This is a genomic window from Mesorhizobium sp. Pch-S, assembly GCF_004136315.1.
In the GTDB taxonomy this organism is placed as follows: domain Bacteria; phylum Pseudomonadota; class Alphaproteobacteria; order Rhizobiales; family Rhizobiaceae; genus Mesorhizobium.
Genome location: NZ_CP029562.1, coordinates 2,166,791 through 2,188,302 on the forward strand (window position 1 = coordinate 2,166,791; position 21,512 = coordinate 2,188,302).

The 21,512-nt window shown below is 64.9% G+C and carries 17 protein-coding genes; 5 read left to right on the forward strand and 12 right to left on the reverse strand.

The genetic code is table 11. The annotated features are described in order from the left end of the window. Positions 1–80: 80 nt before the first annotated feature. On the reverse strand, positions 81–662 hold the full coding sequence (locus tag C1M53_RS09895; protein ID WP_129412094.1) for a dihydrofolate reductase family protein: 582 nt from the start codon (positions 660–662) through the stop codon (positions 81–83). Between the two features lie 186 nt (positions 663–848). On the opposite strand from C1M53_RS09895, the gene trpB reads away from it, so the two are divergent. The 5 genes from trpB to C1M53_RS09920 all read left to right on the forward strand — a co-directional run bounded on the left by trpB (position 849) and on the right by C1M53_RS09920 (position 5,612). Further along, complete coding sequence (gene trpB / locus C1M53_RS09900; RefSeq protein ID WP_129412095.1) at positions 849–2,099, forward strand: tryptophan synthase subunit beta; 1,251 nt, start codon at positions 849–851, stop codon at positions 2,097–2,099. After that, positions 2,096–2,341, forward strand: a complete 246-nt coding sequence (locus tag C1M53_RS09905; RefSeq protein ID WP_129412096.1) for a hypothetical protein — start codon at positions 2,096–2,098, stop codon at positions 2,339–2,341. Before trpB ends, C1M53_RS09905 begins: the two co-directional genes overlap by 4 nt. 91 nt (positions 2,342–2,432) lie before the next feature. After that, on the forward strand, positions 2,433–3,272 hold the full coding sequence (gene trpA / locus C1M53_RS09910; protein WP_129412097.1) for a tryptophan synthase subunit alpha: 840 nt from the start codon (positions 2,433–2,435) through the stop codon (positions 3,270–3,272). A gap of 54 nt (positions 3,273–3,326) precedes the next feature. After that, positions 3,327–4,250 (forward strand): acetyl-CoA carboxylase, carboxyltransferase subunit beta, encoded by a 924-nt coding sequence (gene accD / locus C1M53_RS09915; protein ID WP_129412098.1) that lies wholly within the window; start codon positions 3,327–3,329, stop codon positions 4,248–4,250. A 30-nt stretch (positions 4,251–4,280) separates the two neighbouring features. Beyond that, on the forward strand, positions 4,281–5,612 hold the full coding sequence (locus C1M53_RS09920) for a folylpolyglutamate synthase/dihydrofolate synthase family protein (RefSeq protein WP_129412099.1): 1,332 nt from the start codon (positions 4,281–4,283) through the stop codon (positions 5,610–5,612). 47 nt (positions 5,613–5,659) lie between these two features. Here the strand turns inward: C1M53_RS09920 and C1M53_RS09925 are convergent, their stop codons facing one another. From C1M53_RS09925 to C1M53_RS09975, 11 genes are all read right to left on the reverse strand, one after another. After that, positions 5,660–6,424 (reverse strand): sulfite exporter TauE/SafE family protein, encoded by a 765-nt coding sequence (locus C1M53_RS09925; protein WP_129412100.1) that lies wholly within the window; start codon positions 6,422–6,424, stop codon positions 5,660–5,662. A gap of 48 nt (positions 6,425–6,472) precedes the next feature. Then, entirely contained in the window at positions 6,473–6,754 is a 282-nt protein-coding gene (locus C1M53_RS09930) for a cupin domain-containing protein (protein ID WP_129412101.1), read from the reverse strand. A gap of 164 nt (positions 6,755–6,918) precedes the next feature. After that, positions 6,919–7,242 carry a thioredoxin gene (gene trxA / locus C1M53_RS09935; protein WP_024924257.1) on the reverse strand — a complete coding sequence of 108 codons (324 nt, stop codon included), beginning with the start codon at positions 7,240–7,242 and terminating at the stop codon, positions 6,919–6,921. 73 nt (positions 7,243–7,315) lie between these two features. After that, positions 7,316–10,834, reverse strand: coding sequence for a double-strand break repair helicase AddA (gene addA, locus C1M53_RS09940; RefSeq protein ID WP_129412102.1), 3,519 nt, complete (start codon positions 10,832–10,834; stop codon positions 7,316–7,318). Then, positions 10,831–13,974 (reverse strand): double-strand break repair protein AddB, encoded by a 3,144-nt coding sequence (addB, locus tag C1M53_RS09945; RefSeq protein WP_129412103.1) that lies wholly within the window; start codon positions 13,972–13,974, stop codon positions 10,831–10,833. Before addB ends, addA begins: the two co-directional genes overlap by 4 nt. Beyond that, positions 13,971–14,732, reverse strand: coding sequence for a nucleotidyltransferase family protein (locus C1M53_RS09950; RefSeq protein WP_245488506.1), 762 nt, complete (start codon positions 14,730–14,732; stop codon positions 13,971–13,973). The genes addB and C1M53_RS09950 overlap by 4 nt, the downstream gene beginning before the upstream one ends. Beyond that, positions 14,732–16,228, reverse strand: coding sequence for a tRNA (adenosine(37)-N6)-threonylcarbamoyltransferase complex ATPase subunit type 1 TsaE (gene tsaE, locus C1M53_RS09955; RefSeq protein ID WP_245488507.1), 1,497 nt, complete (start codon positions 16,226–16,228; stop codon positions 14,732–14,734). The genes C1M53_RS09950 and tsaE overlap by 1 nt, the downstream gene beginning before the upstream one ends. An 8-nt stretch (positions 16,229–16,236) precedes the next feature. Then, entirely contained in the window at positions 16,237–18,798 is a 2,562-nt protein-coding gene (locus C1M53_RS09960; protein WP_129412105.1) for a PAS domain-containing sensor histidine kinase, read from the reverse strand. A 290-nt stretch (positions 18,799–19,088) separates the two neighbouring features. Beyond that, complete coding sequence (gene ahcY, locus C1M53_RS09965) at positions 19,089–20,489, reverse strand: adenosylhomocysteinase (RefSeq protein ID WP_129412106.1); 1,401 nt, start codon at positions 20,487–20,489, stop codon at positions 19,089–19,091. 180 nt (positions 20,490–20,669) lie between these two features. Beyond that, positions 20,670–20,966, reverse strand: a complete 297-nt coding sequence (locus C1M53_RS09970; protein WP_129412107.1) for an HPr family phosphocarrier protein — start codon at positions 20,964–20,966, stop codon at positions 20,670–20,672. Next, positions 20,963–21,364 carry a PTS sugar transporter subunit IIA gene (locus C1M53_RS09975; RefSeq protein ID WP_129412108.1) on the reverse strand — a complete coding sequence of 134 codons (402 nt, stop codon included), beginning with the start codon at positions 21,362–21,364 and terminating at the stop codon, positions 20,963–20,965. The genes C1M53_RS09970 and C1M53_RS09975 overlap by 4 nt, the downstream gene beginning before the upstream one ends. Positions 21,365–21,512: the final 148 nt, after the last annotated feature.

The window sequence follows — 21,512 nt, forward strand, 5'->3', positions numbered from 1 at the left end:
CGGAAAGGATCAGGCGCAAATTAAAAGTGCCTAGAGCGACCTTTGCGCGTCCAAAAGGACGCGCGGCGCTCCAGGGAGTTTCAGTGGGGCCCGACCCTGTAGATCAGCCGCACATTGCCCGACTTCAGCCGATCTGCTGCCTCCAGCGTCAGCGCATGACGGTGCCGCACGTCCTTGAACAGGGCTTTCCCAGCACCCAGGATGATGGGGATCACCACCAGCCGCAACTCATCGACCAGGCCGGCCTCGACCATGCTCGACACCAGGGTGGCGCCACCGACAAGGTGCATGTTTTTCCCGGGACGATCTTTCAATTTTGCGATCTCGTCCAGATCGCCGACGATTTGCGCAACATCCCATTGGGTGGCCTTGAGGGTTCGCGAAACCACGAAATGCGGTGTTCTGGCCGCGAACCGCGCATAGTTCCTCTCGCCTTGCGTGGCCGGCCTTCCGGTCAATTCGAGGACACCGTCCGGATTGGCGATGATCGAAGTCCAGTATTGTTCGTAGCCGGGATACATGCCGCCGCCGAGAATGCAGGCGTCGATCTCCGGCGTCACTTCGAATTCATCTTCCCAGCCCGTGATCCAGTCCAGTTCGCCTTGCGGTCCCTCGATGAAGCCGTCGAGGGAAATCTGTAGTGCAGCGATGATCTTGCGCATGTCTTGTGCCCTTCCGGTTTGCGTTGACGCCGGTAGGACGATTGACGTCGCGAGGTTCCGACAAAACGGTGCGCATTTTTGGCAACCCGCCCAAAAGGCGGTCGGTGGTTTACATTTCGCGCCGGAAAGGATTAAGCGATAGTCGAGAAACCGGTCTGTTGCCGGTCATTGTTGCTGGAACCCCGCATGAACAAGCCGGCCCTGCCCAATTCCTTCCGTATCGGCCCTGACGAGCAGGGCATGTTCGGCATCTTCGGTGGGCGTTTCGTCGCCGAGACGCTGATGCCGCTGATCCTCGACCTGGAGCGGGAATGGAACAAGGCCAAGCATGATCCCGAGTTCAAGGCCGAGCTCTCGGCGCTGTCGACCTTCTATGCCGGACGGCCGTCCAAGCTCTACTTCGCCGAAGGCCTGACCCGCCATCTTCGTGATGTTGCCTCGGCAAAGGGCCTCGGGGGCGGCGCGAAAATCTACTTCAAGCGCGAGGACCTCAACCACACCGGCTCGCACAAGATCAACAACTGCCTCGGCCAGATCCTGCTCGCCAAGCGCATGGGCAAGAAGCGTATCATCGCCGAAACCGGCGCCGGCCAGCATGGCGTCGCCTCCGCAACCGTGGCAGCCCGCTTCGGCTACCCCTGCGTGGTCTATATGGGCGCCACCGACGTCGCCCGCCAAAGCCCGAACGTCTTCCGCATGAAGCTGCTCGGCGCCGAGGTGCGGCCGGTGACGGCCGGACACGGCACGCTGAAGGACGCCATGAACGAAGCGTTGCGGGACTGGGTCACCAATGTCGAGGACACCTACTACCTGATCGGCACCGCCGCCGGCCCGCATCCCTATCCGGAGCTGGTGCGCGACTTCCAGTCGGTCATCGGCACGGAAGCGCGCCAGCAGATGCTGGAGCAGGAAGGCCGCCTGCCCGACACCATCATCGCCGCGGTCGGCGGCGGCTCCAATGCCATCGGCCTGTTCCATCCCTTCCTTGACGACAGGCAAGTCGAGATCATCGGCATCGAGGCCGGCGGACGCGGACTGGACGGCGTCGAGCACTGCGCCTCGATGAATGCCGGCAGGCCCGGCGTGCTGCACGGCAACCGCACCTATCTGCTGCAGAATGAGGACGGGCAGATCCTGGACGGCCATTCGGTCTCGGCAGGGCTCGACTATCCGGGCGTAGGTCCCGAGCACAGCTTCCTGCGCGACACCGGCCGGGTCGACTACCAGCCGATCCTCGACGACGAGGCACTGGAAGCGTTCCAGCTGTGCACCCGCACCGAAGGCATCATCCCGGCGCTGGAATCGGCGCATGCCATCGCCCATGCCGTCAAGATCGCCCCCGGCATGGCCAGGGACAAGATCATCATCGTCAACCTGTCCGGCCGTGGCGACAAGGACGTCCACACCGTCGCAAAGATGATGGGCATGGAGATATGAGCACTTTCGAGATCTATCATTCCAGGCACAACCCCCACCACTATGTGGCGGTGGAGGCCGGCGACCAGCGCGAGAACGCCAGGGGCGTCCGCGAGAGCCAGAACCTCAAGTTCCTCACCAATGTCGCCGACGACGGCGAGCCGCGTATCGCCTTCGATCCGAACCAGGCGCGCAGCCGCATCGCACGCGACGGCTTCTATGCCTTCGCCGTGACCATCGAAATCCGCGAACATCCCGAATGAGACGGATGCCTGCGATCCTCGACCTTGCCGCGTGTGGCCTCGCAGCCGCCTGCGCTACAATCCAACTTCATTCGACTATGAAGGGCATGGCATGACCACCCGCATCGACCGCCGCATGGCGAAGCTGAAGGCAGAGGGCCGTCCGGCGCTCGTCACCTATTTCATGGGCGGCGATCCCGACTATGACACCTCGCTGTCGATCATGAAGGCGCTGCCGAAGGCCGGCAGCGACATCATCGAGCTCGGCATGCCGTTCTCCGATCCGATGGCCGACGGCCCGGCGATCCAGGCTGCCGGCCTGCGCGCGCTGAAGGGCGGCCAGACGTTGAAGAAGACGCTGGCCATGGCAGCCGACTTCCGCACCGGCGACGACGAGACACCGATCGTGCTGATGGGCTATTACAATCCGATCTATGTCCATGGCGTCGAGCGCTTCCTGGCGGAAGCCAAGGCCTCCGGCATCGACGGGCTGATCATCGTCGACCTGCCGCCGGAGATGGACGAGGAACTGTGCATCCCGGCACTGAAGGCCGGCATCAACTTCATTCGTCTCGCCACGCCGACCACCGACGACAGGCGCCTGCCCAAGGTGCTCGAGAACACCTCCGGCTTCGTCTACTACGTGTCGATGACCGGCATCACCGGCTCGGCACTGGCCGACACCACCAAGGTCGCGACCGCCGTCCAGCGCATCAAGCAACACACCGACCTGCCGGTCTGCGTCGGCTTCGGCGTCAAGACAGCCGAGCAGGCACGCACCATCGGCGCTTCCGCCGACGGGGTCGTGGTGGGCACGGCGATCGTCAATGCGGTGGCCAATGTGCTGGGCCCGAAAGGCGAGAAGACCGCCGACCCCGCCGAGGCGGTCGCCACGCTGGTCAGCGGCCTGGCGCAGGGTGTGCGTTCGGCCCGCCTTGCTGCTGCCGAATAGTTTTCCTACCTCTTTCAAGATAAGCCCTACGAAACAGGGGCAGGAGCCGAAGCGATGAACTGGATCACCAACTTCGTTCGCCCGAAGATCAATTCGATGCTGGGCCGCCGGGAAGTGCCGGAAAACCTCTGGGTCAAGGACCCGGAAACCGGCGAGATGATCTTCCACAAGGATCTGGAAGGGAATCAGTTCGTCATCCCTTCCTCCGGCCATCACATGAAGATCTCGGCCAAGGAGCGGCTGAAGTTCTTCTTCGACGACGGCAAGTATGAAGTCATCGAGAACCCCAAGGTCGCCGTCGATCCGCTGAAATTCCGCGACGAGAAGCGCTACACCGACCGCCTCAAGGAAGCGAAGACCAAGACCGGGCTCGAAGACGCCATCCTCAACGCCACAGGCACGATCGAGGGTCTGCCCGTGGTTGTCACGGTGCAGGATTTTGCCTTCATGGGCGGGTCACTCGGCATGGCCGCCGGCGAAGCCATCATCCGCGCCTTCGAGGTCGCGCTGCAGCGCAAACGCCCGCTGATCCTGTTCGCCGCATCCGGTGGCGCGCGCATGCAGGAGGGCATCCTCTCGCTGATGCAGCTGCCGCGCACGACCGTTGCGGTCGACCGCCTGAAGGAAGCCGGTCTGCCCTATTTCGTCGTGCTCACCAATCCGACGACCGGCGGCGTCACCGCGTCCTATGCGATGCTGGGTGACGTGCACATCGCCGAACCCGGCGCGCTGATCGGCTTCGCCGGCCCGCGCGTCATCGAGCAGACCATCCGCGAGAAGCTGCCAGAGGGCTTCCAGCGATCGGAATATCTGATGCAGCACGGCATGGTCGACATGGTCGTCTCCCGGCTGGATATGAAGAAGACCGTGGCCGGCCTGCTCAAGCTGCTGCTCAAGCTGCCGCCGGAAAAGAAGGCGATCGAGCCGGAAATCCTGCCGCCGGTCGTGGCCAAGCCGGAAGCGCGGCCACAGGCATAACCCTATCCAAGTGCAGCGCGGAGCCTCCGCATGACCACACTCTCCGCCGAGCGTCAGATCGAACATCTGATGACGCTGCATCCGAAAGGCTTCGACCTTTCGCTCGACCGTGTCAGCCGCCTGCTGGAGCGGCTGGGCAATCCGCAGGACAAGCTGCCGCCGGTGATCCACATCGCCGGCACCAATGGCAAGGGCTCCTGCGCGGCCTTCTCGCGCGCGCTGCTCGAAGCGGCCGGCTACCGCGTGCACGTGCACACCTCGCCCCATCTGGTGAACTGGCATGAACGCTACCGGCTTGGCGCCGAAGGCGGCGGCAGGCTGGTCGAGGACAAGGTCTTCGCCGATGCCATTGCCCGCGTGGCGGAAGCCAATGCGGGCGAGACCATCACCGTCTTCGAGATCCTGACCGCCGTCGGCTTCCTGCTGTTTGCCGAGCATCCGGCGGATGCCGCCATCATGGAAGTCGGCCTCGGCGGGCGGTTCGACGCCACCAATGTCATCAAGCGGCCTGCGGTGTCGGTGATCATGCCGGTTTCGCTCGACCACGAGGCCTATCTCGGCGATCGCGTCGAGCTGATCGCGGCGGAAAAGGCCGGCATCATCAAGCGCGGCTGCCCGGTTGTGGTCGGCGCGCAGGAATTCGAAGCTGCACAATTGGTTTTGATCGAAACCGCCGAGCGGCTGCGCGCACCGCTCTCTGTCTATGGCCAGGACTTCCTCGCCTTTGGGGAGAACGGCCGCATGGTCTATCAGGACGGCGACGGGCTGATGGATCTTTCGCCGCCGCGCCTGCCCGGCCGCCACCAGTTCGCCAACGCCGCGGCCGCGATTGCCGCGATCAAGGCGGCCGGCTTCGAGATCGGCGAACGCGATGCCGACCAGGCGATGACCAGTGTATCCTGGCCGGGCCGTATGCAGCGGCTGACGCAGGGACGGCTGGTCGACCTGGCGCCGCGCGGCGCCGAGATCTGGCTGGACGGCGGTCACAATCCCGGCGCCGGCACGGTGATTGCCGAGGCACTCGCCGAGCAGGAGGAAAAGACGCCGCGGCCGCTGTTCCTGATTTCAGGCATGATCAACACCAAGGACCAGACCGGCTACTTCCGCGCCTTCAAGGGTCTGGCGAGACACGTCTATACGGTGCCTGTGTCGATGAGCGATTCCGGTGTCCCCAACGACGAACTGGCGGCGCGCGCCGCCGAGGCGGAGCTGTCGTCGGAACCGGTCAGTTCGGTCGCCAACGCCCTGATGCTGCTGCGTGATACCTGGGACGAAAAGGAAGTTCCGCCGCGCATCCTGATCGGCGGCTCGCTCTACCTCGCCGGTGCCGTTCTGGCCGAAAACGGCACCCCGCCGACCTGACGCAGCGAGAGCGTTTCGGTTTTTCACGCACTTTTCCCGGAATGACCCTAAGCCACGAGATGCAGGGCGGCTGGCAGCGCCAGCGACAGGCCTGACAGGAAGAGCAGGACGAAAACGATCCTTCGCATCGCCTGTTGCGACAAGGACGGCGGCCAGCGGCGCGCTGCATAGGTCATCAGCATCACCGTCGGTATGGCCAGGATCAGCGCGACAGGCGACATGGACGGCATGTTGCCGCTTGCCACCACCACCACGAGCCGGACTGCCTGCGCCACGCCGAAAGCGGTGACCAGCGTTTCGCGGATGCGCGCATGCGACAAAGGCTGACGGAAGAGATGATAGACGAGCGGAGGGCCGCCAGTCGCAAACAGCCCGCTCATCAGGCCCGAGACCATGCCGAATCCGACGAAGCTCGCATTGGATGAGCGTCTTGCCAATCCGGCCGGCCTGACGGCGAGTTGCAGGCTGGACAGCATGATGACCAGGCCGAGCCCGATCTTGAGGAGGTCTGCACGCGTGTCCGCAAGCCACTCCAGCAATGCATAACCCAGGAGCAGAGAAGGCAGGCTCGCAACCAGGATCAGCCGCAACTCCCGAGGTGCAACGTCACGCCAACCACCCTGGACCAGCATCTGGGTGGCGTTGACCAGGGTCAGCATGCCGACCATCGCAGCGGCATCCGGCAGCGGCAGCAGGCCGACAAGCGCGACCGCGCCCATCATGACCAGGCCGAAGGCAAAGCCCGTCAGCGTCTGGACATAGGCGGCGACGGCCGCAAAGCCGACAAAGACAACAAGAGGTCCTAGACCCATGACGCCCCGTCAGGCGCACGCAAGATGGCTGCCGAAGTCACGATCCGTCTATTTCAGCTCGATTTCGATGAAGGCGTATTCGCCGTCATTGGCGTTGATGACATCGTGCTCGACGCCTTCGCCACGGAAATAGGGCACGCCCTTCTTCATCTCGGCGAAACTCTCGCCGTCCCTGGTCAGCAGTTTCACCTTGCCGTCCATCAGCGGCACGACGACATAGTCGTGGCCATGGCGGTGCCAGCCCGTATTGGCGCCCGGCGCGAAACGATACTCGGTGACGATGACACGTTCGTTGTCGATGAAGACGGTGGCTTTGGCGATTCCGGTCATGTGCTTCTCCTCCCCGGAGCAATGTTTCCGTAAAAGACAGAAACGCTCCAGGGAAAAGGGAAAAGCCATCTGACGTCGCGATGCGAGGGCCAGTACCAGGGTTCGGTGGGGGCAAACAAAAAGCCCGGCACGAAGCCGGGCTTTTGATCAATGCTGTGGCGGGATCAGGCGACGGCGCCGTTGATCCAGTGCGACAGCGCGGTCTTAGGCGCGGCGCCAACCTTGATGTCGGCCACTTCGCCACCCTTGAAGATCATCAGGGTCGGGATCGAGCGCACGCCGAACTGCGCGGCAAGTTCCGGGTTCTCATCGATGTTGAGCTTGGCGACCTTGACCTTGGCGCCGAGTTCGCTCGCGATGTCTTCCAGCGCCGGAGCGATCATCTTGCAGGGGCCGCACCATTCGGCCCAGAAATCGACGACGACCGGCACATTGGCCTCAAGCACATCAGCGCGGAAATTGTTGTTGTCGACCTTGACGGTGGCCATAGCCAAGTCCTTTCGGATGTTTCGTTGTGCTAGATGTGGTGCTGCAGGCAGCTCCATTCAAGCAGAGTTTGTGTCACGCCTCGGTGAGTCGGGCAAGGGCGTCGTCCATAACCATCGCCGGGAGCTCGATCAGCCGCGGCGCTTCGGTGAAAAGCAGGCCGGCCGCGACTTCCCTGCCAGGATAGAGCGGTTTCAACAGGGCGCGGTAGAGCGAGAGCTGCAGGATGTAGGCCGTCGGCACGTCGGCCAATGTCGCAGGCGCCGGGCGATTGGTCTTGTAGTCGACGATGAAGACCCTGTCGGCACCGACCGCCAGCCGGTCGATCTTGCCCGATATGATGCGCGGCTTGCCTTTCACCGTCAGGCTGCCCATCACCGCGACTTCCGCACGTGAGCCGGACGCAAACAGCGGCGCGAAAAGCGGATCGGCAAGGATGCTGGCAACCGATGCCAGCGCCTGTTCACGGTCAGCCTCCGCCCAGTCGCTGCCGGCCCGCGCCAGATAACGACGGGCCGCAGCCATGTGCTGTTCTTGCGCGAGGTCGGGCAACATCTGCAGCAGCTTGTGCATGGCAAGGCCGCGCCGCACTGCCATTCCGGGCTCGCTGCCGGCATCCAGCACCGGTGAACGACGGTCGGGGATCGGCTCGGTCGTCTCGTCGATCAGCGCCGATGCGCCGGACGGCGACAGCGGCCGCGGCAGGTCTTCGACCACCGGCAGGGGCTCGAACAGGGACGCCGGTACCGAGGCAAAGGTTTCTGCCTCCAGCTGCTCGCCGGCTTCCGCGGCGACGAGCGGCGGAAACTTCGTCCAGCGGAAGCGAAACACATCGCCTTCGTCGACCGGATGCGGGCGACTTGCGGTCTCTTCGGCGCCGGCGAGAGCCCGCATCACCAGGGAATGCCAGGTGCCTGGGCTGGGTGTGCGCTTGCCGTGGTAACCACAGACGATCAGCCTGTCCTCGGCACGGGTCATGCCGACATAAAGCAGCCGACGGTATTCGTCGTCGGCGAGATCCCGGGCGTGTGCGGCGACGGATTGGGAGAAACCGTTGGCGACTTCGGCGGCCGAACGCCACAGGAAGCCCTTGCCGGGCCAATGCCTGCCGGAGCCGTCGAACGGCATCAGCCGCGGCAGATGCTGGTCGCTGAAGGGTGCGGCACCGCCATCGACCAGGAAGACCACCGGCGCCTCCAGGCCCTTGGCGGCGTGCACCGTCATCACCCGAACCTCGTCGCGGGTCTGGTCCATCTCGCGCTTGATCTCGGGGCCGGCATTTTCCAGCGTCGACAGGAAGGCTTCCAGTCCCGGCAGGCCGGCGCGTTCTTCGGCCAGGCAGAAATTGAGGAACTCGTCGAGGATGTCGCCGGCTTCCGGTCCCAGCCGGGCGATCATCCTGCGCCTCACGCCATCCCGCGCGAGCAGCCCGGCATAGAACTCGAACACCGGCTTGAAAGCGACCTCGTTGGCCCAGGCATCGAGCTGCGCGACGACGCTTGCCAGCGTTTCATCGCTTTCCGCGGCGGCGCGCAGTGTCCTGTAGAGCGAGGTGCCGCCGCTGCGATACGCGGCAAGCTCGAACAAGGTCTCTTCGGTCAGGTCGAAGATCGGGCTGCGCAGCAATGCCGCCAGCGAAAGGTCGTCCTGCGACTGGATCAGGAAGCGGCCAAGCGCCACCAGATCCTTCACCGCGATATGGCCCGGCAGGCTCAGCCTGTCGGCGCCGGCAACCGGGATGCCTTTCTCCTTCAGGCTCCGCGACAGCGCATGCACGAAGCGGTCGCGCTTGCGCACCAGCACGACGACGTCGCCGGCCTTCAGCTTGCGGCCCTTACCCTCGATGACCTCGCTGCGGTCGATCCAGCGCTTGACGGTCCTGGCTATCTGCTCGGCCAGCCGGACAGCCGGCGCGCTGACATGGTTGACCGGCAGCGTCCAGTCGTCGGGCTCCTCGATCACATCCGCCCCGAGCGATGGCCAAACCTCGACATAACCCGGCGCGTCGTTGCGGATCGCCTTGTGGTCGAGCGGATCGGGATCGTTGCTGATGCCACGGCGCGTCTCCGGCGCGGCGAAGACGCGATCGACGGCGGCCAGCACGTCGCCGGTCGAGCGGAACGACCAGGTCAGCTTCAGATCGGCAAAGCTCGCTTCGGCTTCCCGCACGCGGCGCGCGAACAGCTGCCGGCTCTCGTGGAAGGAATCCGGCGCCGCGCCCTGGAAGGAGTAGATCGACTGTTTCTCGTCGCCGACGGCAAAGACCGTGCGACGCACCAGTCGCGCACCTTCGCCGGCAAAGAACTCCTCGGCCAGACGACGGACGACGCCCCATTGATCCGGGCTGGTGTCCTGCGCCTCATCGAGCAGGATGTGGTCGATCCCCTGGTCGAGCTTGTATTGCACCCAGGGGCCGGCGTCGGTGCGCGACAACAGGTTGACGGTGCGCGTGATGAGATCGTTGAAATCGAGGAAGCCGCGGCCGCGCTTCAGCTGCTCGTAGCGGCTGATCAGCCAGTCGGCGACCGTCAGTGCGGCGACGGTGCCTTCCAGCATGCGAAACAGCGCCAGTCGGTCGGCGGTGCGGACAATGGCGGCGGCGGCAGCCTCGTACCTTTCCGGCAGGTCGGGCAGCCGGTCGAGCAGCGCTTTCTTGAATGCCTTCAGCGGGTCGTAAGGATCGCCATCCGAACGCAGGAAGCCCTTCGCGAGCAGCGGCAATCTCCGTACCGGGTCGAGTTCGCTGAAGCCGAGCGACGCATAAGGCACGATGTTGTTGAGCACGGACCGGGCATCGGTCGCCTCGGCGGCGTGCACGAAGGCCGCGAAATAGCCGGGCTCGAATCCCGGCAGTGGCCACAGAGAAGCGGCTATGCCTGCAGCCGTGTCACCAGGGCCAAAACCGAACTCGTCGAAAAGCAGGCGGAAGCCATGACCATCACCGCCGACGGCATCGATGAAACCACGCAGACCGTCGCGCTTGCGCATGATTTCGGACAGGAGATCGTCCAGACCTTTCTCGCCGCCGCGCTCGAGCACGGTAGCAAAGGCCTCGGCCAGTTCAACGCCGCCCGGCGCACCGGCGCCGGTGATCATGTCGCGCCGTGCCTGCGCCAACAGCGCCTGCTCCATCTGCGAGTCGAGCATTTCGAAATGCGCTGCGATGTTGGCTTCCAGCGGGAACTGATGCAGCACCGATTCGCAGAAGGCGTGGATGGTCTGGATCTTCAGGCCGCCCGGCGTCTCAAGCGCCTCCGCGAACAACCGCCGCGCCCGGCGCATCGTTTCGCCGTCGGGGGTGTGGCCGTCGAGCGCTGCTATCTTCTTCTCCAGATCGGCATCGGGCAGGACGGTCCATTCCGACAGGGTCGAGAAGACGCGGTTCGACATATTGGCCGCGGCGGCGCGCGTATAGGTCAGGCAGAGAATCTTCGACGGATCCGTGCCGCGCAGCAAAAGGCGGATGACGCGCTGCGCCAGCACATGGGTCTTGCCGGAACCGGCATTGGCCGACACCCAGGCGGATGTGCGGGGGTCCGAGGCACGTGCCTGGCTTTCGGCGGTGCCGGAGGGAATGGGATAAAGCTTCTTCAAGCCTCCCCTCCTTCATCCGGGCCATCGCCGCCGGCAGACCATTCCAGGACACGGGCGAGGTGATCATAATCGCCGTCGGTCTCGCCTTCACGGAAAGGCAAGGCCCGAGACAGGTAGCCGGTCTGCGGATCGGCATAGTGAAGCAGCAGCTTTTCGAGCCTTGCCCAGGCCTCCTCGCCGAGGTCGGACGCGGTGCGCGGCTTGCGGTTGTATTCGAGGATCGACTCCTGCTCGACCTCGCCATTGGCCTTGAGCCGGACGAAAGCGAGTTCGGCCGGCTCGCGTGCGCCGACATCGCGGAAAGCGCCGCGCTTCAGGAGAGCGGCCTCCAATGCCAGCTGTGGCGCCAGCAAGGTATGTGCCTGCGCCTTCGACGGTGAAGACCCGGTCTTGAAATCGAGAATATCGGCCATGCCGGCAGCAAGAATGTCGACCCGGTCGGCGTAACCGGACAAGGTGATGCCGGACTGCCCGACAACCGTCTTCTCGGCGCGTTCTTCCGACTGCCGGCGCACGACATTGTCTGCCCGCGAACGCTCCCACTCGATGATGCCGGATGCCAGTTTCTCGAAGCGCGGCCACCAGACGGCTTCGACATCGGCCGGAAGTGCGGCCTCGGCAAAACAGGCGCGACCGGCATCGAGGAGCATGCCAAGCGCTTCCGGCGCGCGCGGATCGGCCACCGCCTGCGAGAAGTGATGCAGGATGGCGTGGAACAGCGTGCCGCGCTCGGCGGCACCGGGATCGCGGATCACCGGCTCAAGTGGCATCAGCTTCAGGATGCGGCGGGCATAGACGGCGTAGGGATCGCGCCGCAAGGTTTCGATCTCGGTCACCGAGAAGTGCTGCGGCCGGCTTTCCAGGGGCGGTCTGGGTTGCGGCCTGGATGCAAAATCCACCTTCGGACCGGCATCGAGACCTCTCGCCCAGGCAAGCAGTTCATTGCCGCGCCGGCGCAGCGGTTCCGCCTGTTCCCTGCCGACGAAGGTGAGCAGCCGCTGCAGCCAGCGCGACGCAACGGCGGGCGCATCTCCGGCGCGCGCCGAACGCGTGAGCACGACGGTTGGCGCGCCCATCGCCATCTGGAAATCGTGGGCAGCGAGGCCTATGCGCCGCTCCGGCGGTTCCAGGTCGATGCCGGTCTTCATCAGCCGCGACATGAAACGGTCACCTTCCGGCTTGCGCGGCCAGACACCTTCGTTGAGACCGCCGACAATGAGCGTGTCGACATGTAGCAGGCGGGCTTCCAGCGTGCCCCAGATGGCGATCGCCGCCTCGGCGCCGCGCGCCGGCTTGACCATTTCCGGCGCGATCAGCGCCATCGCCACGTCGGGCCACTCCTGCGGCGAAAGCGTGAAGACCGCATCGGCGCCGACAAGGCCGCGCAGCAGATCAGCCAGCTTCTCGCCGGCATCGCCATCATAGAGAGCCGAGAGCGTGCCATCCTCGGATCGGCCAAGCGCCTCCAGCGCGACCACGCTCGCACGCACCAGGGATGCGACATCGCTTTCCGGCTCGTCGCGGCAGGCCGCCAGCGGCGCAAGGGCATCGGCCAGGCGCGAAAGCAGGACATGCGCCTCCTCGATGCGTTTTGCCGACAGCCGCGCCAGCCAGAAAGGCCGGCGTTCGGCTTCCTGCGCCAGCGTCCAGCGGGCCTCGAACAGCCCGGCCAGCGAAACGATATCGGGCCGACCGGTGCCGCCACGCAGGGTCACCAGTTCGACCGTCTCGGCAGCACGCCGCACGTCGGCACGCGGCAGGCCGAGACCGAGCAGCGGATGCTTGAGCAGCGCCAGGATCGCTACCGGGTCGCCCGGCCGCAGCACCGTGTCGAGCAGCAACCGCAGCAGGCTGGCCGGAGGCGTATCGGCCAGCGGCCGGCCGCCTGAATCATCGGCGACGATGCCGAGCCGCAGCAATTCGGCGGAGACACGGCGCGCCAGTGCGCGATCACCGGTGACCAGGGCCGCACGATGGCCCGGCTCGGCGACCGCACGGCGCAAGGCAAGCGCGATGCAGGCCGCCTCGTCGCGTTCGTTGGCGGCTTCCACCAGCGTGACCCCATGCAAGGCAGCGGAAATCTGCGACGCCTCGAAACCTGCCCGCGTCTCGGTCCACAATTCGGTGGTTTCGGCCGGCCGCAGCGCCTCGGAGACCAGCGCCGCACGCCGGACCAGAGCATTGTCAGCCCTGCCGATCTCCTCGACATCGCGACGCAGGATGCCGATCCTGCCGATCAGCCTGGCGAGACCATATTGCGGGTGTCCGAGCAGCGCCGGCCGGGGATCCGGCGCGGTGAGGGCGTCGAAGGACGGCTGGTCGATCGCCGTATCGAGGCCGGGCAACACGACAGCACCATTCGGCAGACCCGCGATCACCGCCAGAAGGTCGGCGGTGGCGGGGATCGAGCCGGTGGAACCGGCGGCAATCACCGGGCCGGGCGGCGGATTGCGCCTGAGGCGCTCAGCCTCCAGCCGGATCAGCGCGCTGCGATGTGCCGCCGGGTTGGAACGATCGCGCTCGGCCAAGATACCCGGCCAGGCTTCGGTGACGATCTTCAGGAAATCCAGCGTCACCTGCCACCAGCCGGCGAGATTGCCTTCGACCAGCCCGGCAAGCCGCGCCCAGTCGGAACCTTCCGTCTCGATCTCATCCATCAACCGGGCGAGGTCGCGCGCCAGCCATACGGCGTCCGCCGCCGAAGCTGGAACGACGACCTCCTCGTCGAAAAGGGCCGCGACATGGGCCGGGAGATGGCGTTTCCAGGCGCGCACCAGCGGCGCCAGCAACAAAAGCCTTTCGAGGGCGGCGACGGGCGGCGCAAGGTCGATGGCGCCAGCGTCCTCGGCCTCCTGGTCGAAGGCCGCTTCGTCCTCGTCGAATTCACCGAGCGGTTTGATGACCGGGAGGATGGTCGAGGCTCCGCCCAGACGTTCGGCGAAAACGCCGCGCAGCGCGCGCGCGGCGCGGCGCGTCGGCACATAGAGGGTCGTGCCGGCCAGCGCCAGGGGATCGCCGCCATGCCGGAACCCCGGGATGAGGCGACCTTCGATCAGCGCGTCGGCGAGCGTCGACAGGAACGGCGAACCTGGCGCAATCGTAAAGACACGAGGGGTAGAGACGCGGGACGATCCGCTCATTGCGTGTCTGCGCGGGACACGTCCACGCGGGGCGCCTCCGCGAAGGCCCTTGCGACTGCGGCTTCCGCCGGGGCGATGGCATCCGGCGTGCCGACGGTGATCCAGTGGCCTTGCATCACCAGGCCGAACAGCCTGCCGGCAGCGATGGCGCGGTCGAAATAGGCGTTGAGCGAGTGCGGCTCGGTGGCAACGGCTTCGAAGAGAGCCGGATCGGCGATGGCCGCGCCGGCATAGATCAGCCCGGTCGGGTCGCCCTTGGCGCGAGACAGGCGGCCGTCCGGCGTTATCAGGAAATCGGTGCCGCCCGAATGGCCGGTAGTGGAAGGGAGTTCTGCCAGCATCAGCAGAATATCCATCGCCGAACCATCCCAGGCAAGGGCGAGCCGTTCGAGATTGGGCTTGCCGGCATCGAGCCAGAACGTGTCCGCGTTGACGATGTAGAAAGGCTTGCTGCCGAGTTCGGGCAGCGCCTTGACGATGCCGCCAGCCGAATCCAGCAGGCGCTCGCTTTCATCCGAAATGACGATCCGCGGCCGGGCGCGCGCTGCGACATGGCGGACGATCTGGTCCGGCAGGTAGTGGACGTTGACCACCGCCTTTTCGACACCGACCTGTTGCAGGCTGTCGAGGCCCCAGTCGAGCAAGGTCTTGCCGGCGATCGGCACCAGCGGCTTCGGGATGGTATCGGTGATCGGCCGCATGCGCTTGCCGAGCCCGGCGGCGAGCACCATCGCTGTTGCGGGACGTTCGGCGGCCATCAAGCCGGCTCCTCGAGCACGCCGAGCCGATCGTAGAGAGCCCGCACCTCGGCCAGAGCCGGGTGGACCAGAAGCCGGCGGAGATAGTCGCGGATACGCGGCAGATGCTTCAGGTAGAACGGCTTGCCGTCGCGCCGGTCGAGGCGCACGAAAATCCCCAGTATCTTCGAATGTCGCTGCGCCCCCATGATGGCATAGGCCACCTCGAAAGCCGCTCTGTCAAAACCTCCAGCTGCGGTACGGGCAGCGGCATAGACCTCGACGACAGCATGCTCGAACGCTGGCTCGATGGTGACGCGCGGATCGAGTGCGAGCGATGCGACGTCGTAGGCCGAAGGGCCGATCAGCGCGTCCTGGAAATCGATGACGCCGAGCCTGTCGAAGCCGGTACGGTCTCCACGCCAGATGAAGTTCGGAGACTGCACGTCGCGCAGCATCAAGCTCGGTTCGCCCCCGCCCAGACGGTCCAGCACGGTACTCCAGGCGGCACGAAACGCATCCCGCTCCGCCTCGCTTGCCGACTGTCCGCGAATGGCGGGCAGATACCAGTCTATCAACAGTTCTGCCTCGATCAGCATCGCATCGCGGTCGAAGGGAGGCACGACGTGGAATGTGTCCGGCGCCACGGCGATGCGATCGGACCAGTGCTGCCGATGCATGAAGGCAAGCAATTCGGAAACCAGCGCATAGCGCTCCAGGATGGGAGCACCGTCGGCAGTGAGCAGGCCCTCGGTTCCCAGATGGTCGATGAGCAGGAAGCCGTCGTCGAGATCCTGCGCATGGATTTCAGGCGCGGCGACGCCTGCCTCGCGAAGCAGCCTGTCGACGCCGATGAAAGCGGCAACTGTCTGCGCGGTATGGGCGATCTCGGCGTAAGGCTTGCCGTCGCGTACCGGCGGGCCGAGCACCAGCCGCGGCGAGTTCATCAGGACCCGTGGCACATGGTCAGCCAGCGAAACGATTTCATAGGAGCGCGCCGAGGCGTCGCCGACGAAATGCCGCCGCCGTGCCGCGCCCCAGCCGTAACGCTCCAGGAAATCGCGCATGGCCAGTGATCGCGTTATGCGCTGGTAAGTTGCACCGTCGCCCAGGATACGCACCGAACGGCCGTCATCCTGGTGCACAAGCTCGACGGCGATCGTGCTGTCCGGCAAGCGATCGTCTGCACGCTCGGGCCATTCGATCAGAGCAGCGCCATCCTTCAGCACGTCGGGGAAACCGAGTTCTTCCAGTTCGTCGGAAGATGACAGCCGATAGAGATCGAAGTGATGCACCGGCACGCGTGTGTCGTAGCTCTGCACCAGGGTGAAGGTAGGGCTCGGCACCTCGAGCGCGGTGTCGTCGGCCAGCGCCCGGATCAGCGCGCGCGCCAGTGTCGACTTGCCGGCGCCGAGATCACCATGCAGTGCCAGCACGTCGCCCGGCCGCAAGGCCATGGCGAGATCCTCGCCGAGACGCATCGTCGCCGCTTCTTCGCCAAGAAACCGCTCCAGCATCGGCAATGCTATTCGGCCGCAGCGCGGATGCCGGCCGGAGCTGCCGGAAACAGGCAGATCACCGTCGTGCCGCGGTTTTCGCCAGTCTCGATGCGCACGGTGCCGCCATGCAGTTCCACGAAGCTCTTGACGATGGAGAGCCCGAGACCGGCGCCACGCCGACGACCGCCGTTCACGCGCGGTTCGAAACGGCGGAACACGGAATCGAGAACGTCCGGCGGCATGCCGGGCCCGTCGTCATGAACGGAGAATTCCACGCCTTCCGCGGTTTCGCGGCAGGTCAGCGCGATCGTGCTCTTCTCCGGCGCATAGTTGGCGGCATTGCTGAGCAGGTTGTAGAGGATCTGCCGCACGCGGGTCTCGTCGCCGTGGAAGCTCTTGGGCGCCGCGGCGATGTCCACGCCCAGCCGGATCGAGTGCTCCGCCAGCCGGTCGGCGACCAGTTCCGCGGCAGCCGCCACGGTGCTCTCCACCTTAACCTCGGAAATCTCCAGCTGCATGATGCCGGCATCGACGGTGGCAAGGTCGAGGATGTCGTTGACGATGGTCAGCAGAACCGAGGACGACGAGCCGATATGGTCGAGATATTCCTGCTGCCTTGTTGTCAGCGGGCCTGTCGCTGGCAGGGACAGCAATTCGGTGAAGCCGATGATGTTGGTCAGCGGCGAGCGCAGTTCGTAGGAGACGTGCTGGACGAACTCATTCTTCAGCTGATCCGATTTGAGCAGCGCGTCGTTCTTCTCCTTCAGCGCCCGCTCGACATTCACGCTGTCGGTGACATCGACGAATGTCAGCATCACCTGGCCATTCGGCAGGTGGATGACGGCATAGCGCAGCGTGCTGCCGTCTTCCAGCGTGACCTGGCCATGACGGTCGCGGCGTTCGTCGTCGAAACCGGTCACTGCTGCAACAAAGCCGGCCCAGGGCCCGTCCGCGGCACGCGTGGCGCATAGGTCGCGGATCAGCGAGACGTGGATGCCTGGCTGCGCCGCATCGTTCGGCAAGGCCCACATCGCGGCGAAGGCCGGATTGGACAGCCGCAGCCGGCCGTCCGGCCCGAACACCACAACGCCCTCGGCCAGATTGTCGAGCGTTTCGCCCTGCACGCGCACGGCCGTCTGATAGCGGCTCTCGAGATCGATCTTTTCCGTCAGGTTCTCGAAGACCCAGGTGACACCGCCCTTCGGCTGCGGATTGCCGACCACGCGGATGGTCTTGCCATCGGGCAGATGCCACCAGTGTTCGACCGGCTCGACCGAACGGTATGCCGACAGCAGGCTTTCTTTCCAGCGGCGCCATTCCGGCTGCTCCGCGATCTTGCCGCCGCTGCGCAGCCGATCCAGCAGCAGCGCATTGTCGGGCGTGCTGACGAGGAAGGCGGTATCCAGTCCCCACAGTTTCTGGAAGGCCTGATTGTAGAAGCGCAGCTTCTCATCGGCGTCGAAAATCGCGACTGCCGTGTTGAGCTGATCGAGCGTATCGGCATGACTGCGCACGGTGCGCTCATATTCCTCGCGCACGGTGTCGGCGGCACTGACATCATAAGCAAGGCCAGCCGACCCTTCGGTGCCGGCGACATCGGTAACCGAGAAGACGTGCCGGTCGCCGGCAATGACGGTCGACAGCGTCTGTTCGAACACCGGCCGCTGCTGGTGCTGGCTGATGATGGCGTCGCGCGCCTGTCCGCCGAGGAATTCGCGGCCATCCCTCAGGGCGGCTTCACGGTCAGTGGCCTCGACGGCGCTCCAGTAGGCACGGTTCACCCACTTCAGGCGACCATCGGCGCCACGCAGCCAGAACGGCATTTTCAGCGCGTCGAACAGACCAAGCATGGTGTCGTGTTCGGTTGCGATTTGCTGGTGTTCCAGCCTGAGCCGCGCCAGATTGCGCTGTGTTTCCGACAGCGAAACGAACCGCACGATGGCGTGCGCGGCACTCTTGCGCCCCTGTACGTCGAGCGGTGCACCGGCCTGGGTCTCCGCGACGAGGTCGAAAGAGGTCCCCTTCTCGCGCAACACGGCGATCGCATTCTCCAGTGCCGCGGCAGAACGTGGCATCAGCCAGCGCCCGAAGGCGAGGAACGCGGCGCGTTCATCCGGCGCGCCTGTTTCGATCGGCAGGCTGCCGACGATGTCCGACTTCCTGTTGTCCGCAGACCACACGACGACACGCTGGTCACGCAGGTTGAGCATCGCCTCGGAGCGCTGCAGCGAGACATTGGCATCGGCGAGGCGGGCGCGCAGATCGGCATTCTCGACCGCGGTGCGCTGGCGCTCCCGGATCAGCACGATGGCGGAGATCAGTGCTGCGCCGAGCACGCCGACAGTGACGGCCAGCTGGATGACTTCGATGGTACCTATCGGCAGGCTGGTGGCCTTGACCGTGGTTTCCTGGGCCTGGGCGGCCAGGTTGCCGAAGGGAAGGAACAGCGCCGTGCCGCCAAGCAGGCGCGAAAAACGTCGGCGCGGCGCGAGCCGGATGCTGGCTGCCGCGAGGCGATCGATGATCGCCGAATCCTCTTTGCCGCCGGTTACGGCCTGTCCCGCCTCGTGCGGGTCTTCCCCCGGCATATGCTGGTCCTCTCCGCCTGAATGCAAGCCGCCCCCCGACCCGCCATCGTCCCGAATCCGGAGCACTGCGTGGTCCGCCCCGGACACGCAAAGAACGCTCCTTTACCGGAAACCCGCGCATCGTGCCTTGAGCCGGACCGGATCACGGCCGCGCGCGAGCAGGAAGCTTCGCGAATCACCTCACAATACCTGCTCGCCGAATCGACGGGAAGGCGGCGATTCCGCAAAAATAAGGCCGGGCGAAATGTCAATCGCCCGGCCTCAATATCTTGTAGCAAAATCAGATAAGGTTAATAGCGGTAGTGTTCCGGCTTATAAGGGCCCTGCGGCGTCACGCCGATATAGGAGGCCTGCTCGCCGGACAGTTCCGTGAGCTTGGCGCCGAGCTTGCCGAGATGCAGGCGAGCCACCTTCTCATCAAGATGCTTCGGCAGCGTGTAGACCTTGTTTTCGTATTTGCCGGGCTGCGTCCAAAGCTCGATCTGTGCCAGCACCTGGTTGGTGAAGGAAGCCGACATCACGAAGCTCGGATGGCCGGTGGCATTGCCGAGATTGAGCAGGCGGCCCTCCGACAGCAGGATCATGCGCTTGCCGTCCGGGAACGAGATCATGTCGACCTGCGGCTTGACATTGGTCCATTTCAGGTTGCGCAGCGAGGCAACCTGGATCTCATTGTCGAAGTGGCCGATATTGCCAACGATCACCATGTCCTTCATGGCGCGCATGTGGTCGAGCGTCACGACATCCTTGTTGCCGGTGGTGGTGATGACGATGTCCGCGGTCGGAGCGGCATCCTCCAGCGTGACCACCTCGAAGCCGTCCATGGCAGCCTGCAACGCGCAGATCGGGTCGACTTCGGTGACCTTCACGCGAGCGCCGGCGCCGGAGAGCGACGCTGCCGAGCCTTTGCCGACATCGCCATAACCGCAGACCACGGCGACCTTGCCGGCCATCATCACGTCGGTACCGCGACGGATGCCGTCGACCAGCGATTCCTTGCAGCCGTACTTGTTGTCGAACTTCGACTTGGTGACCGAGTCGTTGACGTTGATCGCCGGGAACGGCAGCAGGCCCTTCTTCTGCAGCTGGTAGAGGCGGTTGACGCCCGTGGTGGTTTCCTCGGTGACGCCGCGGATCGCCTCGCGCTGCTTGGTGAAGAAGCCGGGGGAAGCCTTCAGGCGCTTTTTGATCTGCGCGAACAGGATTTCCTCTTCCTCGCTGCCCGGCTTCGACAGCACGTCCTCGCCGGCCTCGGCGCGGGCGCCGATCAGGATGTACATGGTGGCGTCGCCGCCATCATCGAGGATCATGTTGGAGACGCCGCCATCGGCCCACTGGAAGATCTTGTCGGTGTATTCCCAGTATTCCTCGAGCGACTCGCCCTTGACGGCGAAAACCGGGATGCCGGACTCGGCGATCGCCGCTGCCGCGTGGTCCTGGGTCGAGAAGATGTTGCAGGAAGCCCAGCGGATTTCCGCGCCGAGCGCCTTCAGCGTCTCGATCAGCACCGCGGTCTGGATGGTCATATGCAGGGAGCCGGTGATGCGGGCGCCCTTGAGCGGCTTCTTCTCGCCGAATTCCTCGCGGCAGGCCATCAGGCCCGGCATTTCCGTCTCGGCGATCTCGATTTCCTTGCGGCCCCAGCCGGCAAGCGAAATATCGGCGATCACATAGTCCTTGCTACCCGTCATGGCGGTGCTCCGGTTGATTTGCTGTGCTGACGCGCCTGCGCCGGATGGCGCAAAAGATGAACGCGGCGTTGGCGACTGCCTAGCAGATCAGGCCGAAACAGACAACGGGATATAAAGAAATCTTTATCTGCGCATATGGCGCGGCGGACTCAAACCCGCCAAAGACCGGCTTCGTGCCCGTCAGATCTCTTCGCCGAATTTCGAGGCGACGAGTTCGTCGAGCGCGGCGATCACCTGGGCCGCCTCGCGCCCCTTGGCGGTGACGCGGATCGAGCAGCCGGGGCTGGCAGCCAGCATCATCAGCCCCATGATCGAGGTGCCGCCGACCTTGGTGCCATCCTTCTCGACATGGACGTCGGCTTCGAAGCTGCCCGCCACCTGGACGAACTTGGCGGAGGCACGGGCATGCAGTCCGCGCTGGTTGATGATCCGCATGTCGCGGACAACATAGCCGGCATCGGAGGACATGGTGTTCATTTGCTGGTCAGGAGCTGGCTGGCGACGTTGATGTACTTGCGACCGGCTGTCTGCGCCTCGTCGAGCGCCGTGACCATGTTGTCGCTCTTGCGGACGCTGGAGAGCTTGATCAGCATGGGCAGGTTCATGCCGGCAATGACTTCGATGCGGCTCGCCTCCATCACCGAAATGGCGAGATTGGACGGAGTGCCCCCGAACATGTCGGTCAGCAGGATGACGCCGGCGCCAGTGTCGACACGCCTTACCGCTTCGACGATGTCGCTGCGGCGCTGCTCCATATCGTCTTCGGCACCGATCGCAACGGTTTCGAAATTGTCCTGCGGTCCCACGACGTGTTCCACGGCAAGGCGGAACTCGTCGGCCAGTCGACCGTGCGTCACGAGCACGAGTCCGATCATTCTTTGGCGGCTCCCGTCATGGCCCCTTCACAGGCGCATCTTATTCTCGCCATCTGTCCAGACGGCGGGAGCGCTATCTTGTCGACGCAAGTCGCGTTGACAAGCCCCAATTTGCGCCAGTGCGAGCCATTTTGACGCATTGCAGCAT

Coding starts and splice junctions, on each gene's coding strand:
- C1M53_RS09895 (WP_129412094.1), bottom strand. CDS start 662: ATGCGCAAGATCATCGCTGCACTACAGATTTCCCTCGACGGCTTCATC.
- trpB (WP_129412095.1), top strand. CDS start 849: ATGAACAAGCCGGCCCTGCCCAATTCCTTCCGTATCGGCCCTGACGAG.
- C1M53_RS09905 (WP_129412096.1), top strand. CDS start 2,096: ATGAGCACTTTCGAGATCTATCATTCCAGGCACAACCCCCACCACTAT.
- trpA (WP_129412097.1), top strand. CDS start 2,433: ATGACCACCCGCATCGACCGCCGCATGGCGAAGCTGAAGGCAGAGGGC.
- accD (WP_129412098.1), top strand. CDS start 3,327: ATGAACTGGATCACCAACTTCGTTCGCCCGAAGATCAATTCGATGCTG.
- C1M53_RS09920 (WP_129412099.1), top strand. CDS start 4,281: ATGACCACACTCTCCGCCGAGCGTCAGATCGAACATCTGATGACGCTG.
- C1M53_RS09925 (WP_129412100.1), bottom strand. CDS start 6,424: ATGGGTCTAGGACCTCTTGTTGTCTTTGTCGGCTTTGCGGCCGTCGCC.
- C1M53_RS09930 (WP_129412101.1), bottom strand. CDS start 6,754: ATGACCGGAATCGCCAAAGCCACCGTCTTCATCGACAACGAACGTGTC.
- trxA (WP_024924257.1), bottom strand. CDS start 7,242: ATGGCCACCGTCAAGGTCGACAACAACAATTTCCGCGCTGATGTGCTT.
- addB (WP_129412103.1), bottom strand. CDS start 13,974: ATGAGCGGATCGTCCCGCGTCTCTACCCCTCGTGTCTTTACGATTGCG.
- C1M53_RS09950 (WP_245488506.1), bottom strand. CDS start 14,732: ATGGCCGCCGAACGTCCCGCAACAGCGATGGTGCTCGCCGCCGGGCTC.
- tsaE (WP_245488507.1), bottom strand. CDS start 16,228: ATGCTGGAGCGGTTTCTTGGCGAAGAAGCGGCGACGATGCGTCTCGGC.
- C1M53_RS09960 (WP_129412105.1), bottom strand. CDS start 18,798: ATGCCGGGGGAAGACCCGCACGAGGCGGGACAGGCCGTAACCGGCGGC.
- ahcY (WP_129412106.1), bottom strand. CDS start 20,489: ATGACGGGTAGCAAGGACTATGTGATCGCCGATATTTCGCTTGCCGGC.
- C1M53_RS09970 (WP_129412107.1), bottom strand. CDS start 20,966: ATGAACACCATGTCCTCCGATGCCGGCTATGTTGTCCGCGACATGCGG.
- C1M53_RS09975 (WP_129412108.1), bottom strand. CDS start 21,364: ATGATCGGACTCGTGCTCGTGACGCACGGTCGACTGGCCGACGAGTTC.